The organism is Campylobacter concisus (genome assembly GCF_902460535.1).
Classification (GTDB): Bacteria; Campylobacterota; Campylobacteria; order Campylobacterales; family Campylobacteraceae; genus Campylobacter_A; species Campylobacter_A concisus_AS.
In genome coordinates this window covers 110,085-126,438 of the sequence record NZ_CABPTV010000003.1, presented here as the reverse complement: position 1 = coordinate 126,438, position 16,354 = coordinate 110,085, and the positions used below count along the sequence as shown (strand labels likewise).

19 protein-coding genes and 1 other RNA gene are annotated in these 16,354 nt (G+C 39.5%); 15 read left to right on the top strand and 5 right to left on the bottom strand.

Annotation, left to right across the window (positions count from 1 at the left end):
• On the bottom strand, window positions 1–1,057 hold a 1,057-nt coding region (locus tag FZ945_RS03830), incomplete at its 3' end, for a Cache 3/Cache 2 fusion domain-containing protein (protein ID WP_187424157.1).
• A gap of 507 nt (window positions 1,058–1,564) precedes the next feature.
• Here FZ945_RS03830 and rnpB point away from each other — a divergent pair.
• Window positions 1,565–1,891, top strand: an RNA gene (gene rnpB / locus FZ945_RS03825) — RNase P RNA component class A.
• Window positions 1,892–1,991: 100 nt separating this feature from the next.
• Here the strand turns inward: rnpB and FZ945_RS03820 are convergent.
• The 4 genes from FZ945_RS03820 to flaG are packed head-to-tail and all read right to left on the bottom strand — an operon-like array spanning window position 1,992 to window position 4,751.
• Window positions 1,992–2,219, bottom strand: a complete 228-nt coding sequence (locus tag FZ945_RS03820) for a hypothetical protein (RefSeq protein ID WP_087583151.1) — start codon at window positions 2,217–2,219, stop codon at window positions 1,992–1,994.
• The gene (gene fliS, locus FZ945_RS03815; RefSeq protein WP_035143745.1) at window positions 2,212–2,583 is read right to left on the bottom strand and encodes a flagellar export chaperone FliS; all 372 of its coding nucleotides are present in this window, start codon (window positions 2,581–2,583) and stop codon (window positions 2,212–2,214) included. The genes FZ945_RS03820 and fliS overlap by 8 nt, the downstream gene beginning before the upstream one ends.
• A gap of 9 nt (window positions 2,584–2,592) precedes the next feature.
• Window positions 2,593–4,353, bottom strand: coding sequence for a flagellar filament capping protein FliD (fliD, locus tag FZ945_RS03810; protein ID WP_148802585.1), 1,761 nt, complete (start codon window positions 4,351–4,353; stop codon window positions 2,593–2,595).
• Between the two features lie 2 nt (window positions 4,354–4,355).
• Window positions 4,356–4,751, bottom strand: coding sequence for a flagella length regulator FlaG (gene flaG / locus FZ945_RS03805; protein WP_103633931.1), 396 nt, complete (start codon window positions 4,749–4,751; stop codon window positions 4,356–4,358).
• Window positions 4,752–4,870: 119 nt separating this feature from the next.
• Here flaG and FZ945_RS03800 point away from each other — a divergent pair, with 119 nt between their 5' ends.
• From FZ945_RS03800 to FZ945_RS03735, 14 genes are all read left to right on the top strand, one after another.
• The gene (locus FZ945_RS03800) at window positions 4,871–5,215 is read left to right on the top strand and encodes a hypothetical protein (RefSeq protein ID WP_021086274.1); all 345 of its coding nucleotides are present in this window, start codon (window positions 4,871–4,873) and stop codon (window positions 5,213–5,215) included.
• Window positions 5,212–5,778 carry a 16S rRNA (guanine(966)-N(2))-methyltransferase RsmD gene (gene rsmD, locus FZ945_RS03795; protein WP_148802584.1) on the top strand — a complete coding sequence of 189 codons (567 nt, stop codon included), beginning with the start codon at window positions 5,212–5,214 and terminating at the stop codon, window positions 5,776–5,778. Before FZ945_RS03800 ends, rsmD begins: the two co-directional genes overlap by 4 nt.
• A 56-nt stretch (window positions 5,779–5,834) precedes the next feature.
• Entirely contained in the window at window positions 5,835–6,887 is a 1,053-nt protein-coding gene (locus FZ945_RS03790; RefSeq protein WP_148802583.1) for a flagellar basal body P-ring protein FlgI, read from the top strand.
• Window positions 6,887–7,186, top strand: coding sequence for a rod-binding protein (locus tag FZ945_RS03785; RefSeq protein WP_002942304.1), 300 nt, complete (start codon window positions 6,887–6,889; stop codon window positions 7,184–7,186). Before FZ945_RS03790 ends, FZ945_RS03785 begins: the two co-directional genes overlap by 1 nt.
• Window positions 7,187–7,244: 58 nt before the next feature.
• Window positions 7,245–7,448, top strand: coding sequence for a flagellar biosynthesis anti-sigma factor FlgM (locus FZ945_RS03780; protein WP_035142326.1), 204 nt, complete (start codon window positions 7,245–7,247; stop codon window positions 7,446–7,448).
• A gap of 17 nt (window positions 7,449–7,465) precedes the next feature.
• Window positions 7,466–7,897: a flagellar export chaperone FlgN gene (locus tag FZ945_RS03775; protein ID WP_012001657.1), complete on the top strand. Its 432-nt coding sequence runs from the start codon at window positions 7,466–7,468 to the stop codon at window positions 7,895–7,897.
• 3 nt (window positions 7,898–7,900) lie between these two features.
• Complete coding sequence (flgK, locus tag FZ945_RS03770) at window positions 7,901–9,772, top strand: flagellar hook-associated protein FlgK (protein WP_148802582.1); 1,872 nt, start codon at window positions 7,901–7,903, stop codon at window positions 9,770–9,772.
• Window positions 9,769–10,536: a TIGR02757 family protein gene (locus FZ945_RS03765; RefSeq protein WP_148789538.1), complete on the top strand. Its 768-nt coding sequence runs from the start codon at window positions 9,769–9,771 to the stop codon at window positions 10,534–10,536. Before flgK ends, FZ945_RS03765 begins: the two co-directional genes overlap by 4 nt.
• Before the next feature lie 66 nt (window positions 10,537–10,602).
• Window positions 10,603–11,139: a superoxide dismutase family protein gene (locus FZ945_RS03760; RefSeq protein ID WP_107848444.1), complete on the top strand. Its 537-nt coding sequence runs from the start codon at window positions 10,603–10,605 to the stop codon at window positions 11,137–11,139.
• A 144-nt stretch (window positions 11,140–11,283) separates the two neighbouring features.
• On the top strand, window positions 11,284–12,045 hold the full coding sequence (locus FZ945_RS03755) for a TSUP family transporter (protein ID WP_148802581.1): 762 nt from the start codon (window positions 11,284–11,286) through the stop codon (window positions 12,043–12,045).
• Between the two features lie 65 nt (window positions 12,046–12,110).
• Window positions 12,111–12,794, top strand: coding sequence for a F0F1 ATP synthase subunit A (locus FZ945_RS03750; RefSeq protein ID WP_002942300.1), 684 nt, complete (start codon window positions 12,111–12,113; stop codon window positions 12,792–12,794).
• 170 nt (window positions 12,795–12,964) lie between these two features.
• Window positions 12,965–14,386, top strand: a complete 1,422-nt coding sequence (gene gatB / locus FZ945_RS03745) for an Asp-tRNA(Asn)/Glu-tRNA(Gln) amidotransferase subunit GatB (protein ID WP_148802579.1) — start codon at window positions 12,965–12,967, stop codon at window positions 14,384–14,386.
• Window positions 14,387–14,398: 12 nt separating this feature from the next.
• Window positions 14,399–15,289 carry an NAD(P)H-dependent glycerol-3-phosphate dehydrogenase gene (locus FZ945_RS03740; protein WP_148802576.1) on the top strand — a complete coding sequence of 297 codons (891 nt, stop codon included), beginning with the start codon at window positions 14,399–14,401 and terminating at the stop codon, window positions 15,287–15,289.
• The gene (locus FZ945_RS03735) at window positions 15,286–16,341 is read left to right on the top strand and encodes a glycoside hydrolase family 3 N-terminal domain-containing protein (protein ID WP_148802573.1); all 1,056 of its coding nucleotides are present in this window, start codon (window positions 15,286–15,288) and stop codon (window positions 16,339–16,341) included. The genes FZ945_RS03740 and FZ945_RS03735 overlap by 4 nt, the downstream gene beginning before the upstream one ends.
• The last annotated feature ends 13 nt before the right edge of the window (window positions 16,342–16,354 follow it).

Genomic DNA, 16,354 nt, shown 5'->3' with positions numbered 1-16,354 from the left:
GGATTTTAAGAGTAAAGTCAGATGTTATAGCATTTAAATTTGCTCCTAGTCTATCGATAGGATTTGCAACTAGCTTTTTAAGCAAGAAGATAGATACTATGATAAGAAGCAAGGTAACTATAATGCTTGCGATGATGAAGTTTTTGCTAACCACCTTTTGAGGTGTTAAGAAGTCATCAGTAACAGCTGAGCCAAGCACTATCCAGTTTAGCTTGTCAAATGGCTCAAAAGCAACTACTCTCTCAACTCCATCAACATTTATGAGTTTGACACCTTCTTTAGTTTTTACTATGTCATCAACTATATCTTTTAGCTGACCTTCTGGTGCTTTGCCAGCTAGTTTTGGGTGGATGTCATAGACATTTGTCTTTGTATTAAAGATTGAGAAGTATCCACGCTCGCCTAGCTTCATTTGTGCCATTGTCTTTTGAAGATCTTCTAAGCCTTCAGTAAAGTCGTAACCTATAAATAAAACAGCTACAACCTCGCCGTTTTGAACGACTGGCTCATAGACACACATATAGTTTCTACCAAAAATATTTAAAGCTCCAACATATGTCTCTTTGTTCATCATCTTTGGATAGATCGTTTTATTTAGCATACCAAGCGCTCTACTGCCATCATCTAGTAAAAGTGAAGTAGATACAGCAGCAAATTCATTGCCTGATTTTGCAAAGATGGTTGGGATACCGCCGTTTGTTAGCTTTTTGATCTTATCAGAAATTTCATGGTTGTTATTTAGCACGCCCATTTTGTCTGAGATAAGCTCTAAAGCGTCGTCGTTTTCTGTTTTTATGGTTTGGCTAGTGGCTCTTATATTACCTAAAGCCTCTTTTAAGACATGCATATATAGTTTTGCATTATCTTCGTTATCTTCATCAAATAGCTCAACTGTGTCCATTGCAAGGGCAACGTTTTGCTGGATAGTTGTTTCTACTCCCTCCTTGATCTCACGCTCTAAGACATGTGATATAAAAAATACAAAGCAAGCCATACAAATGGCAAGAACTAAAGCGATGATCGCTGAGACCTTGACTAAGATGCTACGCAAATTCATCTATATCCTCCTTGGTTTAGATTTTAAGGGTTTATTATACAAATTTTTTCTCGTAAAACATATAGAATTTTAGGGAAAAATAACGAATTTTAAATTTTTGTTTGCTTTGTATTTATAATTATAACTTTTATGAAACTGGAGAAAGAATTTATAAAAAATTGCTATTTAAATTTAGCTTTTTAAGCAAAATTTATAGTTTGGCAAAAGCAAGAAATTTGCGCTTTTGAGGGATTAAAATTTAAATTTGTATCTTTTTGTTGATTTGTCGTCTGTTTTATTAGATTGGTTTAAGGTTCAAAGCAAAATAACAAAAAAGTGAAATTTGGAGCGTTTTGTTCTTGTTTTTGTAAAGAAATTTTAAAAAGATTAAATAAAAAAATTAATTTCATACCAAGTTGTGACAAAATTTATGCTCAAAAATCAAAAAATTTCTTAGATAAATTTATAAAATTTGATGAGAAAATTGGTCGCAGGGTAAATTTATATATTTTTAAATATAATCACGCTCTGGCACGGTAAGCGGTCGCTTTTGCATCTTGCAAAAGAGGAAAGTCCGAGCTGCGATAAGACGAAGTTCCATCTAACGGATGGCTAGGGAAACCTAAGGGATAGTGTAACAGAAAGCAAACTTCCGCCTTGGCGGTAAAGGTGAAACGGCGGGGTAAGAGCCCACCGGCGCGCTTGGTAACTTGCGTGGCCATATAAACCCAACTTGCAGTAAGAAGGGATGGTTTTGGTCTTATATTAAAACCCTTCGCTAGAGCTTGTTTGTAAAAGCAAGAGTAGATAAATGATCGCTCAAGACAGAACTCGGCTTAACGCCGTGCCTCCCTTAAATTTAGAGTAAATTTCAAGTAGCAAGCAGTTGGTAAATTTAAAAGATTTTCAAGACAAAACCGGCAAATATGCCGTGCCTTGAAAGTTTGAGATTAGATTAATTTTTTACGTATTTTTGAGCTTTTTGTAGTTTTGTAAGCTCGCTTTGGATGTGTGAAGATTTAGTTTTAAAAAGCTCTATCGCACCGCCTATTAGCGCTTGTGCTTCTTGAGCCGAAGCTAAGCTTTTAAACATATCTTCGCTAAAGCTTTGTGATAGTGCAGCTAGCTTTCTTGTATCTTCGTTTATTAACGCTAGCTTAAATTCATTGATCCAGCTATTCACCTGATGTTACCTCCCTCCATGCTTCTGATAACTGCTTTACGACATTTGTTACTTCATTTAGAGCTGCTATATCGTTTTGGATATTTGCCATAGCAAGAAGCTGCATCTGTCTTGTATAAAGGCCGCTAAGATAGTGAGCCACGTCGCCTTGAGAATAATCAAGCGAGTTTAAAAGCTCGACAAAGATAGCGTTTGCTCTGTTTATATAATAGACTTTTTTCTCTATATCTCCAGCTTCGATCGCTTTTTTGGTGCGAAATATAAATTTCAAAATTCCGTCATAAAGCATTTCTATTAATTTAGTCGGGGACTCGATGCCCCCGAAACTCGACTGTGCGTATGCACTATATGCACTTTGATTCATTTTTCTCTCTTATTTTCTACTGTTTATCTCAGCATCTATCATTGATTTTAGAGTTGAGAACTGATTTTCTAAACTTGCGATGATAGAGTTATACTTGATAAAGCGCTCTTGCATCGTTGTATATTTCTCGTCTAAAAGTTTTTGAGTAGCCTCTTTGTTGTCTGCGATTGATTTGTTTTCATCTCTTAGCTGATTTTGCATAGCAATCATTGTACCATCTTTGCCAACGACACCATCAAGCATTTTGTTAAGTCTTGTAAATAGACCATCTGTCTTTTTAGTTATTGGATTTACAGTTGCTTCGCTCATTCCCAGGCTTGCAAGGGCTGTGCTATTGCCTTTTATCTCCAAACTTTGGCCGTCATTTCTCTTTAGGATTATTCTCTTGCCACTTTGATCAAGGCTAGCTGTGACACCATCTATTCCAGCGTCATTTATAGCTTGTTGAAGTTTTAGGGCGTTGTCCTCAGCTGATGAGCCAGCTGCGGTTGAGAAAATAACCGACTTGCCATTTATCGTAAGATCGCCGGCTGCTATGTTTAGAGCTCCGGCGCTAACTGGAGCATTTCCCATGTGAGTTATCGGCTCAGTCTTGTTTGACCCCATGAAAAATCTCTGAATTTCCTCAGGATCTTTGCTAAGAGCAGCGTTAAATTTATTTAGATCAAGCTGAAGCTGACCATCTTTATCAGGCGTTATGCCAAATTTACTTAATGCTTTTCCTTCACTATCTTGTCCATTTATGAGACGGCCGATATTTGATCTAAGGCCTGAAATTTCGCTCACGCCTTGGAAGGTGCCGGCGCCTTCTTTCTCATCATAGCTTGTCGCGATGCCAAGGTTCATGGTCATTAAGTTGTAGTCTTTTATAAACTCTTCAACCGCTTTTATGACTTCGTCTGTATTTTGTGAAATGCTAACATTTGTTTTACCAACCTCATTTAGTGTTATAGTAACACCTGGTCTTAGATTATCAAATGTATTTTTATCCCTTTTAACATTTACGCCATTATATGTAAATTCTGCATCTTGTGCTTTTTGAATTCTATTTTTTTCCAAATTTGATGTCATCTTTGGTGAACCATCAGGATTTGTTAATAGTGTGCCATTCTCATCTGTGTCTTGAAACTGCGTATCATCCCAGCCAAGCTTGTCTAAAATGCCAGATGTATCGTTCGAAATTTTGATAGTCTGTGTCGCACCAGTTTTGCCTGATTGAAGCATTATTTGATTTGGTTTGTCGCCGCCAACATTTAAAATTCTAGCTTGCAACTTGCCACCACTTACATCATTTATCTTGTCAACGATATCTTGATATGTTGTCGATCTTGTCACGCCGATAGAGAACTTTTGTCCGTCAATCTCAACGTCAAATGAGCCAGTGCTTGTTGCGCCCACTATTTCTGAAGCTTTTTTGAAATTTTTGCTTTGAAATGTATCTTTTTGAGCAAGTTTTTGCACGTCGATACTAAAGCTTTGCACGCTAACGCCGTTTGCCGCTGAAGCTGTGACGCTTTTACCGGCATTATTAGTATTTCTTTTTAGATAAAGTGCCTCGCCGCCAAGTGTTTTGCCACTAACATTTACGTTGCTAACAAGAGTTTTTAGAGCCGCAAGATCCTTTTGTTTAAGCTCATTTTTCTCCAGCCTTGTTGTAAGTGGTTTGATCTGTCCAGCCTCATCAGCATCTTTTAGTTTCTTGATAAGCTCGTCGTTTAGGCCGCTATTTTTTGTACCGATGCCTAAATTTGTTACGTTACCTACTGCCATTTTTAACTCTCCTTGTCAAAAAGTATTCCGATACTTTCTTTGAAATACTCGCTGATTTTTATAGCCTCTTTGCTCGGAAGCTGTGTTATCTCTTCGCCTGTTTTGGCGTCTTTTACTTGTACTACCATTAAATTTAACTTCTCGTTGTAAGCAAATCTTACATTAGTATCGAGCTGCTGCATCTGATAGTTTAGCCTATCAGTGACCTCTCTTGTTTTTCTAGCAAGATCTTCGTTGCTAAGTCCGTCAATCTCATTAGCATCCTTTGACTTGCCGTTTTTGTCGGCATTTACTTTGACATCAGAGTGCTCGATAGGTCTGCTGTCTATCTGACGCTGAGCCGACGTGCTCATGCTTGCATCAAGTGTTTGATTTGCCGCTGCTTTGAAAATTTCCATAGTTTTACTCCTTAAAACTTACGCTAGCTCCTACATCGGTAAAATTTTAAATTCCTTTAGTATTTATATAAATTTTTGATTATTTAGGTTAAAATCGAGCAAAATTTATAGGACTGGATATGAAAATTTCATTTGAATGCGACTGCATTTTGCTGCAAAAGACCTTGCTGCTTTTTTGTGGAAATTTAGCCGCTCATCATAAGGATTGTGATTTTGTAGTAAGTGACCGCGAGATCGTCACAAAAAAACCGCTATTTATAATAGGTAAGAACGCTCATCTTTCTCATCCGTTTAACAAAACCACTCTTCTTGATACGCTAGAGGAGTTTTACTCAGCCACGCAAATTTCAAAGGCAAAAGAGCCAGATCAGATAGTAAATGAAAAGAGTTTGGAGCAAAAAGTATCGCTCTTAATTGATAAATTTAAAGCCGATCTGCTTGAAATTTTAAGGGCAAATCAGTGAAACTTTATACCAAAATTTCAAGTGGTAAATTTAAAGGCAAAAGGCTTGAATTGCCAAGTCTAAGCACGACAAGAAGCACAAAAAGCATCGCAAAAGAGTCCTTTTTCAACGTCATCAGAGATGAAATTTACTCACTTACATTTATAGAGGGCTTTGGCGGAAGCGGCGTGATGGCAAGCGAGGCCGTTAGCAACGGAGCACGTGAGGCTATCGCTATCGAAAAAGATAGAGCCGCTTTTAAGATCACGCAAAGCAATCTTGCAAGCCTGCAAAGTCCAAATTTAAAAGCGATAAATGGCGATAGCTTTGCGCTTTTGCCTGATCTTGTAAATTCGCAAAATGGCAAGGTCTTACTCTATCTTGATCCGCCATTTGACATAAGGGCTGGCTTTGATGATATATATGAAAAGCTTGTAAATTTGATCTCGCAGCTAAAAAAAGAGAAAATTTATATGATAGTTTTTGAGCATAACAGCGACTTTAAATTTGGTGATGAAATTTCTTCATTTAAGCTTGTTAAATTTAAAAAATTTGGAGCCACTTCGCTCTCTTATTTTCAGTAAAATTTGGAACATCTTTTGCTTTAAAAACCTAAAATAGCTAAATTTTAGGAAAAAATATGAAAAAATTTTTATCTTTTGTAGCAGCTTCAGTGATAGCTACTTCAGCATTTGCTACGCAGATAAAAGAGCTTGCAAATATCGTTGGCGTAAGGGATAATCAGCTAATAGGTTATGGTTTAGTCGTCGGACTAAACGGCACAGGGGACGGCTCAACGTCAAAATTTACCATCCAGTCGCTATCAAACATGCTTCAAGGCGTAAATGTCAAGATAAATCCAGATGATATCAAGTCTAAAAACGCAGCCGCTGTTATGGTGACAGCAAAATTGCCTGCATTTGCAAGGCATGGCGACAAGCTTGATATCGAGATCTCATCTATCGGTGATGCAAAAAGTTTGCAAGGTGGCACACTTCTTATGACCCCGCTAAAAGGCGTTGATGGCGATATCTACGCTTTAGCTCAAGGACCTCTAAGTATCGGTGGCAAGAGTGCAGGAAGAAGTGGCGGCAACCACCCAACCGTTGGCACTATCTTAAGCGGAGCATTGGTAGAGCGCGAGGTCACTTATGATATCTATAACCAAGACAGCATAAAGCTAAGCCTAAAAGATACAAATTTCAAAACCGCTCTTGATATCCAAAACGCCATAAATGCCAACATCTCAGACGATACTGCAAAGGCAATAGATCCAAGAACGGTTATCATCAAAAAGCCAGATGACGTTAGCATCATCGAGCTTGCAAGCGCTGTGCTTGATCTTGATGTGGAGTATAAGCCAGATGAGAAGATCGTAGTTGATGAGAGAACTGGCACGATAGTTAGCGGTATAAACGCTGTGGTCAGTCCAGTCGTTATAACTCACGGCGCAATTACAATAAAAATAGAGCCAAACAGCTACGAAGAGGCAGCGCAAAATGATGTAAATATAGGTAGCGACACCTCAGTAGCCCCTAGCCAAAATCTACTTAAAATTTCAGGCGAGAAAACAACCGTTGCAAACGTGACAAGAGCGCTAAACAAGCTTGGCGCAACACCAAGTGATATCATCTCGATACTTGAAAATTTAAAACGAGTTGGCGCGATACAAGTCGATCTGGAGATAATATAATGCAAATAGACAATACCCTAGCACTAAATTCATATAATGACATCTCAGCAAACAAGATAAAAAATGCAAATGCCAAACAAGATGCACTTTTAAAAGAGCAAACTGACGCTTTTGAAGCATTTATGGTAAAAGCTGTTCTTGATATCGCTTTAAAAGAAGATGATAAGAACTCGCTCTATCCAAAAGCCGCTGGCAGCGACATTTATAGGTCTATGTATAATGACGCTATGAGCAAAGCTTTGAGTGGAAATTTAGGTTTTTCAGAACTTTTATACGATTTTTTAAAGAGAGACTCTTAAGTAAATTTATATTTTGCCGATGTAGTGATATAAACATTTTATTTTAAGAGGTATGGATATGATAACTCCTTTGAACCAAAGACCAAACTACCAGGCAAATACGCTAAATAAAAATAGCGATGCTAGAGTTGAAAATGAAAACAAAGAAGTAAAAACAAATGAAAACGCAAGAGTAAAAGAGATAGCTGATGCAATAGCAAATGGCACCTATCAGGTAGATATCTCTAAAACAGCTAAGGCTGTGGCTGATGCGTTGCTGTAAAATTTGAAGGAATTTAAATGATAAAGAAGCTTTTGGACGAGGCCATAGGCGAGCTAGATGAGCTTATAAATTTAACGATGCAAGATATCGCCAATATAAAAGAGGCGAAACACTCAAGCGTTGATGAGAGCGTGAAGAAGAAAAATGCTCTTGTGCGTGCTTTTGAAGATACTAAAAGAGCTTTGGATAAAGAGCTACTAAGGGTTTCAAAAGAGAGTGGCACGACGACACTTGCAAATGTTTTAGATGATGAAGTGAAGTCAAAGCTAGTGCTTATGCGTTCAAAGCTTGAAATTTTGCATAAGGTAAATAAAGAATATGCAAGACACGTCGTTGTTGTTAAGGAGTTTTTCGACTCGCTTAGCAAAAAAGTCTTTGGTACTCAGACTAATGAATACGGTCAAGACGGCAGCGGCACAGATAATAATTTTTACAAATCAAGGGTTTAAAAAATGGCTAATATCTTTATGTCATTAGGCACAGGCGTTTCAGGGCTAAATGCAGCCCAAGTGCAAATAAGCACAACTGGAAACAACATCACAAACGCCGATAGTAACTACTACACAAGGCAGCGCGTAGTGCAGTCTGCATCTCCAGCGATGAACACTGTCCCTGGTGGCGTTGGCACAGGCACGCAAGTAGATACTGTAACAAGACTTCACGATGAGTTTGCCTACTCAAGACTAAAATATTCATCATCAAATTTAGAAAATACGGGCTATAAACAGAGAATTTTACAAGAGGCGACAAAATACTTCCCAGATCTAAAAGATAACGGCATGGTAAAAGATATCCAAGAGTATTTTGCAGCGTGGAATAACTTCGCTTCAAACCCAGACGAGGGCGCTCAAAAGGTAAATTTGATAAATAAAGCTAGCGTTTTAACAGCTAGCATCAACCGCTCATCAAAGATGCTTTATGATATGCACACCCAGATAGATGAGACTATAAAGATAAATATAAACGAGATAAACTCACTTGGCAAGCAAATAGCAAATATCAATAAACAAATTCAAAGAGTTGAATCAGGCGCAGACGCTGGTATCAAGATAAATGCAAATGACCTTCGTGACAAGCGTGATGAGCTAGAGCTTGCTATGTCAAAGCTAGTAAATACGGCTGTTTATAAAAGTGATCTAAAAAGCGAGTCAAGGATAGATACTGGCATAACCGATCAAGGAAGATACTACAACCTAAACATAGGCGGTGTGAGCATTGTCGATGGCGTAAATTTTCATGAAATTTCTATGAGCTCAACCGAGAGTGGGCAATACACTAAAATTTATTATGAAAGAGAAGATGGCAGACGCATCCCTATGGAGGAGAAGATCACAAATGGCAAGATAGGTGCCGCGCTTGATCTTAGGGGCCGCAACTACGAGCCAGATAATGATAAATTTAGCGATGGTATCATTCAAAAATATATCGACAACATAAATACATTTTCAAAAACTTTAATAACTAGCACAAACAATGTCTATGCTGAGTCTGCGGTTGAAATTTCAAACTCAGATCCGATCAGCTACCTAGAAAACGACAAGACGCTGATGAACCACGACAACAGCATAAGAAACGGCAGCTTTGAGGCCATAGTTTATGACAACAAGGGCAACGTCGTAGCTAAAAAGACTATCGAGATAAACGGCACTACGACGATGAATGATACAAAATACGGCAACTCTGTTGTGCAGGATTTTAACTCAAATTCAGACGATAACAACGACAATAACATGCTAAATGACGTCGATGACTTCTTTGAAGCGTCGTATTTTTATGATAAAAACACGCATCAAGGCACATTTGCGCTCATACCAAAGCAAGCTCAAGGGCTTTATAGCATCTCAATAGTCGATCACGGCACAAATTTCCCAGGCGTTGTTGGCATCAACAGATTTTTTTCTGGCACAAACTCAAATACAATAGGCATCAATCAAAATTTCACTCAAGATCACACAAAGCTTCGTGCCTACTCAAAGCCGATTGTCGGAAACAACGAAGTTGCAAACAAAATGATCCAGCTTCAGTACCAAAAGCAGACATTTTACTCAAGTGGCACTGCGCTTGATAGGGACGAGACAATCGAGGGATATTACCGCTATTTTACGACCGATATGGCGAGCGATACTGAGGCGAACAACACTATCCACGACACAAACACATCTTTGCAAAGGACTGCTGAAGAGGAATTTCAATCAACAAGTGGCGTAGATACCAACGAAGAGCTTACAAACTTAATCCGCTTTCAAGCAAGCTACGGTGCAGCAGCAAAGATCATCACGACAGTTGATCAGATGCTTGACACGCTTCTTTCACTAAAACAATGAGCGAACTAAAGAGCCTTTTAGACTCACACGTACTTAGTAAAAATACAAATTCGGGGCTATTTGACGCCCCAGATCCACTTCAAGTAGCTACTAAATTTAAAGAGCCAAACATAGCGCTCATTTGTGCGTTATTTGCCTATGGCAATGCAAAAATGATAGTAAAATTTCTAAATTCGCTTGAATTTAGCCTGCTTGATGAGAGCGAGCAAAATATCAAGAAAAATCTGTCAAATTTCAAATATCGCTTTCAAAATGAAAATGATGTGAGAGAAATTTTCATCACGCTTTCACGCCTGAAAAAAGAGGCTGACATAGAAGAAATTTTGCGCCAAGGTCTTGCAAAAAATGGCGAGATGATAGAGGGCGTAAATGAGCTTATTAAATTTATTTACGGGCTAAATTCTTACCGCTCAGACGGATATGAGTTTTTCTTTGGTAAGAGTTTTGAGAGGGAGCCACAAAGTCCATATAAACGCTACAATATGTATCTTCGCTGGATGGTGCGAGATAGCGACATCGACCTTGGGCTATTTAAAAATTTGCCAAAAGATAGACTTTTGATGCCGCTTGACGTGCATACGCATAGGGTTTCATTAAATTTAGGACTTATAAATAGAAAGAGCTACGACTTCAAAGCGGTGATGGAGCTTACAAAAAAACTTAGAGAATTTGACGAGCTAGACCCGATAAAATATGACTTTGCGCTTTACAGGATAGGGCAGAGCAAAGAGCTAGAAACTATCGTAAAAAATCTTAAAAAATAAAAATTATTGCTAAATTTTTAAATTTAGGATAGACTTACCATACAATTTTATCCATAAGGAGCTTGTATGAAAAAAATCGTTTTACTAAGTGCAGTTTTAGGAACTTTGCTTTTTGCTCACGAGGGTCATCACTTTGATCCAAAGTCTGGCGAACATCTAGTCATACCTGTTAATGAGCTAAGCGAAAAAGGCGATAAGAGCGTTGGCGAAGTAGTAGCTGTTAAGACAAACTACGGCGTTGCGTTTTTTCCAAATTTAAAAGGTCTTCCTGCAGGACTTCATGGCTTTCACGTTCATCAAAATGCTGATTGTGGCGCGACTGAAAAAGGTCTTGGTATGAAAGCAGGCGGTCACTGGGATCCAGCTGAAACAAAGATGCACTCATTTGCATGGGACGATAAGGGTCACAAAGGCGATCTACCAGCGCTTTACGTAGATGCTGAGGGCAATGCAAACTACCCAGTGCTAGCTCCAAAGATAAAAAACCTTGACGAGCTAAAAGGTCACTCACTAATGGTTCACGTCGGTGGTGACAACCACAGCGACCAGCCAAAAGCACTTGGCGGTGGCGGCGCTAGAATGCTTTGCGGCGTTATTAAATAATTAAGCCACCACAAAAAGCCTTTAAATTTAATGTTTAAAGGCTTTTTAAATTTCGCGCTCAATTTTAACCTCCATTTCTAAGATGAAATTTCAAAATTTTAAACTACAATCCGCTTTTTAACTTAAATTTACAAAAGAGTAAAAATGGAATTTGACCTACTTAGCTACGCTCTCTTTTTTGTGGCTGCATTTTTGGGTGGTTTTATCGACGCGATCGCAGGAGGCGGCGGACTTATCACCTTGCCAGCTATAATGGCTATGGGCGTGCCACCTCATCTTGCCCTTGGCACAAACAAGCTTCAAGGCGTCTTTGGAAGCTTCACGGCAACGCTAAATTTCACTAAAAAAGGGCTGATTGACTATAAAGAGTGCTTTGTTGGCATAGTTTTTACATTTATCGGAGCTGCCATAGGTGCAACGCTTATCTTATTTTTAAATGCAAATTTCTTAAAAATAATCATCCCATTTTTGCTAATCGCCATCTTCATCTACACGCTTTTTATGCCAAAGATAGGCGAGAGCGACAGAGCTGCAAAGATGAATGAGAAGCTATTTTATGTCATCTTTGGGCTCATTTTGGGCTTTTATGACGGCTTTTTTGGCCCAGGAGCAGGCTCGTTTTGGATGTTTGCGATGGTGGCACTTATTGGGCTAAATTTAAAAAAGGCGGTCGCTCATACGAAAGCTTTAAATTTTACTAGCAACATCGTAGCACTTGGCGTTTTTATAGTAGGCGGGCAGATACTTTGGCTAGTTGGCTTTTTGATGGCTGTAGGGCAAATTTTAGGAGCTTATTTTGGCTCAAATTTAGTCATCAAAAAAGAGGTTAAATTTATTAGAATGATGTTTTTGATAGTTGTTGCAGCGACCATTTGCAAACTGCTTTTTGACTACTTCAAGGCTTAAAATTAAAAATGTTTTAACAATAATTTTGTTACAATCACGCAAAATTCTAAATCTAAGGTAAATCAATGAAAGATTTGTTTCTATTCTCAAATTTGCTAAACCATTCACATGCCTTTGTCTATGCGTTTCACTTTTGCCTTGTAGCCTTGATCATCCTCATAGTTGCTTACATCGCGAGGAGCAAGATGCAGCTTGTGCCAAGAGGCCTTCAAAACATAGTTGAGGCTTATTTAGAGGGCGTTATCTCTATGGGCAAGGATACTTTAGGTAGCGAAAAGCTAGCTAGAAAATACCTCCCACTTGTCGCAACTATTGGCTTTATCGTATTTTTCTCAAACGTCATCGGTATCATCCCTGGCTTTGAGTCACCAAGCTCAAGCTTAAATTTGACTTTAGTTTTGGCTTTGGTTGTATTTATTTACTACAACTTTGAGGGCATTAGAGAAAATGGCTTTTTCAAATACTTTGGACACTTTATGGGGCCAAACAAATTTCTAGCTCCTATTATGTTTCCAGTCGAAGTCATCTCACATCTTTCACGTGTAGTTTCGCTATCTTTCCGTCTTTTTGGTAACATTAAGGGCGATGATTTGTTCTTGCTTGCGATGCTTACACTTGCACCTTGGTTTGCACCGCTTCCAGCCTTTGCACTTCTAACGCTTATGGCTGTTTTGCAAACATTTATCTTCATGATGCTAACTTACGTTTATCTAGCTGGCGCAGTCGCTATTAGTGAGCACGAGCATTAAAATTTAAAGCCATATTTTTATATGGCTTTTTCTTTTTTAAAATTTAAATTTATCTCCAAAAACATTTTTAACCTATATAAATAGATCGCCAAAGCTCCCCTTTAGATATTTTAAAAGAAAGTATCGCTAAAATACGCACTAAAAATTTGCATAAATTTAAAGGTAAAAATATGTTTGAAGTCGTTATCGGTTTAGAAGTTCACACTCAGCTTAATACAAAAACTAAAATTTTCTGCTCTTGCTCGACTAGCTTTGGTGACGAGGCGAACACTCACGTTTGTCCGACCTGCCTAGCTCTGCCAGGGGCTTTGCCTGTATTAAACAAAGAGGCGGTCAAAAAGGCGATCAGCTTTGGCACAGCGATAAATGCTAAGATAAATAAAAAATCAGTCTTTAATAGAAAAAACTACTTCTATCCAGATCTTCCAAAGGCATATCAAATTTCACAGTTTGAGATACCTATCGTAGAAGGTGGCGAGCTCATCATCGACGTAAACGGCACTAAAAAACGCATCGGCGTAACAAGAGCGCACCTTGAAGAGGACGCTGGTAAAAATATCCACGAAGAAAACGAGAGCTTGGTTGATTTAAACAGGGCCGGCACGCCGCTTCTTGAGATAGTTAGCGAGCCAGACCTCAGAAGTAGCGACGAGGCGGTGGCTTATCTTAAAAAACTGCACTCGATCCTTCGCTTTTTAAACATCAGCGACGCAAATATGCAAGAAGGTAGCTTCCGCTGCGACGCAAACGTCTCTATCCGCCCAAAAGGCGACACCAAGCTTTACACAAGGGTTGAGATAAAAAACCTAAACTCATTTAAATTTATCCAAAAAGCGATCGATTATGAGGTAGAGCGTCAAAGTGCAGCGTGGGAAGATGGCAAATATGACGAAGAGGTCTATCAAGAGACAAGGCTGTTTGACACGACAAATTTAGTGACAAGATCGATGCGTGGCAAAGAGGATAGCGCGGAGTATAGGTATTTTCCTGACCCTGACTTGCTCCCTGTTGAAGTGCCAGAAGAGATGTATAACGAAGCGATCAAAATTCCAGAGCTTGCCGAGCAAAAGGTCGCAAGATATGTTAGCGAGCTAGGCGCAAAGGAGAGTGATGCGCTAAATTTAACTCAAAGCGTTGAGATGGCTAGATATTTTGAAGAGCTGATCGCTGCTGGAATTCAACCAAAACTTGCTACTACATGGCTCATAGTCGAGCTTCTTGGCCGCTTAAATAACGGCGTAACGATCGAGACAAGCCCAGTTAGTAGCGCCAAGATGATAAATTTATTAAAACGCATAGAAGATGGCACGATAAGTGGCAAGGCTGCAAAAGAGGTGCTAGACTATCTAATGGAGCATGACGCAGACGTAGATAGTGTCATCGAAAAGCTTGGCTTAAAACAAGTGAGCGACGACTCAGCGATCATTGCTATCATAGATCAAATTCTAGCTGCAAACACCGACAAAGTAGAAGAGTATAAAAACGGCAAAGATAAGATGTTTGGCTTCTTTGTTGGTCAGGTGATGAAAGAGGGCAAAGGTGCCTTTAACCCAGGCAAGGTCAATGAGCTTTTAAAGGCTAAAATAGGCTAAAAAAGGGCTAAAATGAGCATAGCAGTCATCGGAGCTGGCAAGTGGGGCAGTGCACTTTTTCACGCATTTAGTGAAAATAACGAGTGCGTCATCAGCTCAAGAACGCCAAGAGAGATGCCAAATTTTGTAAGCTTAGAAGAGGCTTTGGAGTGCGAGTATCTAGTCTGCACGATCCCAACGCAAGCTACAAATTTATGGCTAAAGCAAAACTACAAAAACAAAGGTCAAAAGATCCTAGTCGCCAGCAAGGGCATAGACACGGCAAATCTCAAATTTCTAAATGAAATTTACGAAGACTTTGTTGATAGAGAAAATTTGGCCTTTCTTTCAGGACCGACCTTTGCAAAAGAGATCATGCAAAAGCTTCCTTGCGCTTTGGTGGTAAATTCTAAAAATCAAAATTTAGCTTTAAAATTTGCCTCATTTTTCCCAAGCTATATGAAAGCATACACATCTGATGATGTGATCGGCGCTGAGGTATGCGGAGCCTATAAAAACGTGATTGCCATAGCTGGTGGTATCTGCGACGGACTTGGTCTTGGCAACAACGCAAGGGCGAGTCTCATTTCACGTGGGCTTGTCGAGATGGCTAGATTTGGCAAATTTTTTGGCGCAAAAGATGAGACATTTATGGGGCTAAGCGGCGCAGGCGATCTTTTCTTAACCGCTTCGTCGATACTCTCGCGCAACTACCGCGTAGGTCTTGGCATCGCAAGGCACGAGAGGCTGGAGAAAATTTTAAATGAGCTTGGCGAGGTGGCAGAGGGCGTTGATACTGCAAGGGCTATTAGCAAGATCGCAAAAGAGAGAGGCATTTACGTGCCTATCGCCAGTGAGGTAGAAAATATGCTAAATGGCAAAGACGTTTTTGAGAGCGTTAAATCGCTTTTGGGAAGAAGATGAGAGTTTTTAAATTTATACTTTTTATGGCTATTTTTACTCTTGGGCTAAATGGCGCTGAGGTGAGCCTAAGGGCTAAGGTCTCGCAGATGATAATGGTCGGCTTTAACGGCGCTAGCACAAAAGACGCTGCGTTTCGCGCGATGTTAAGCGACGCTGGGTACGAGAGATTTGGCGGCGTGATGCTACTTGGCAGAAATGTCACCAGCAAAGCCCAGCTAAAAGCTAGCATAAAGGCTATCAAAGAGAAAAGCCCTAAAATTTTCATCGCTATTGACGAAGAGGGCGGCAACGTAAGCCGCATGAAAGACAAGAGCTTTCATGGCCCATATCCTAGCGCATACGAGGTCGCAAGCACACTTGATATCAAAAGTGCTTATGATCTCTACTCAAAAATGGCTATAAATTTAAAAGAGTGTGGCATAAATTTAAATTTCGCCCCAGTGGTCGATCTACACGATGAAAACTCGCCCATAATCGCAGCTAAGCAAAGGGCATTTAGCGAGTATGCAAGCAAGGTGGTGATCTATGCTGATGCCTTTATGGACGCATTTAAAGAGCAGGGCATCTTAACGACACTTAAGCACTTTCCAGGACATGGCAGCTCAAAAGAGGACTCGCATAAAAATAAGAGCGAGGTCATGCTAAGTAAAGATGCGCTACTGCCATACAAAGACGCCATAAGCACCGGTAGAGCGCAGATCATCATGGTCGGGCATCTTTTTGTAAAGGGCATCGACGAGGAAAATCCAGCCACACTTTCTAAAAAAATAATAACTGATCTGCTTCGCAATGAGCTTAAATTTAATGGCGTGGTTATCAGCGATGATATGCTGATGAAAGGCGTTGGAGACGAAGCTTTGGCGCAAAAAGTGGTGAAATTTATAAACGCTGGTGGTGATATCTTGCTCTTTAGCGAGTTTAAGATAAATAACCAAAGAACAGCCGATCTAGTCACTCAGATCATAATGGATGCTGTAAATGAGAAAAAGATCAGCAAAGAGCGAATCGACGCATCATATAAGAGGATAATGGCTCTAAAAGCGAAGCTTTAAATTTGGTTTTTAG

Excerpts from the sequence above, each read along its gene's own strand:
- gatB (WP_148802579.1), top strand. The coding sequence starts at position 12,965 with ATGTTTGAAGTCGTTATCGGTTTAGAAGTTCACACTCAGCTTAATACA.
- FZ945_RS03735 (WP_148802573.1), top strand. The coding sequence starts at position 15,286 with ATGAGAGTTTTTAAATTTATACTTTTTATGGCTATTTTTACTCTTGGG.
- FZ945_RS03790 (WP_148802583.1), top strand. The coding sequence starts at position 5,835 with ATGAAAAAATTTTTATCTTTTGTAGCAGCTTCAGTGATAGCTACTTCA.
- FZ945_RS03740 (WP_148802576.1), top strand. The coding sequence starts at position 14,399 with ATGAGCATAGCAGTCATCGGAGCTGGCAAGTGGGGCAGTGCACTTTTT.
- fliD (WP_148802585.1), bottom strand. The coding sequence starts at position 4,353 with ATGGCAGTAGGTAACGTAACAAATTTAGGCATCGGTACAAAAAATAGC.
- FZ945_RS03760 (WP_107848444.1), top strand. The coding sequence starts at position 10,603 with ATGAAAAAAATCGTTTTACTAAGTGCAGTTTTAGGAACTTTGCTTTTT.
- FZ945_RS03780 (WP_035142326.1), top strand. The coding sequence starts at position 7,245 with ATGATAACTCCTTTGAACCAAAGACCAAACTACCAGGCAAATACGCTA.
- fliS (WP_035143745.1), bottom strand. The coding sequence starts at position 2,583 with ATGAATCAAAGTGCATATAGTGCATACGCACAGTCGAGTTTCGGGGGC.
- FZ945_RS03750 (WP_002942300.1), top strand. The coding sequence starts at position 12,111 with ATGAAAGATTTGTTTCTATTCTCAAATTTGCTAAACCATTCACATGCC.
- FZ945_RS03775 (WP_012001657.1), top strand. The coding sequence starts at position 7,466 with ATGATAAAGAAGCTTTTGGACGAGGCCATAGGCGAGCTAGATGAGCTT.
- flgK (WP_148802582.1), top strand. The coding sequence starts at position 7,901 with ATGGCTAATATCTTTATGTCATTAGGCACAGGCGTTTCAGGGCTAAAT.
- FZ945_RS03755 (WP_148802581.1), top strand. The coding sequence starts at position 11,284 with ATGGAATTTGACCTACTTAGCTACGCTCTCTTTTTTGTGGCTGCATTT.
- FZ945_RS03785 (WP_002942304.1), top strand. The coding sequence starts at position 6,887 with ATGCAAATAGACAATACCCTAGCACTAAATTCATATAATGACATCTCA.
- FZ945_RS03800 (WP_021086274.1), top strand. The coding sequence starts at position 4,871 with ATGAAAATTTCATTTGAATGCGACTGCATTTTGCTGCAAAAGACCTTG.
- FZ945_RS03765 (WP_148789538.1), top strand. The coding sequence starts at position 9,769 with ATGAGCGAACTAAAGAGCCTTTTAGACTCACACGTACTTAGTAAAAAT.
- flaG (WP_103633931.1), bottom strand. The coding sequence starts at position 4,751 with ATGGAAATTTTCAAAGCAGCGGCAAATCAAACACTTGATGCAAGCATG.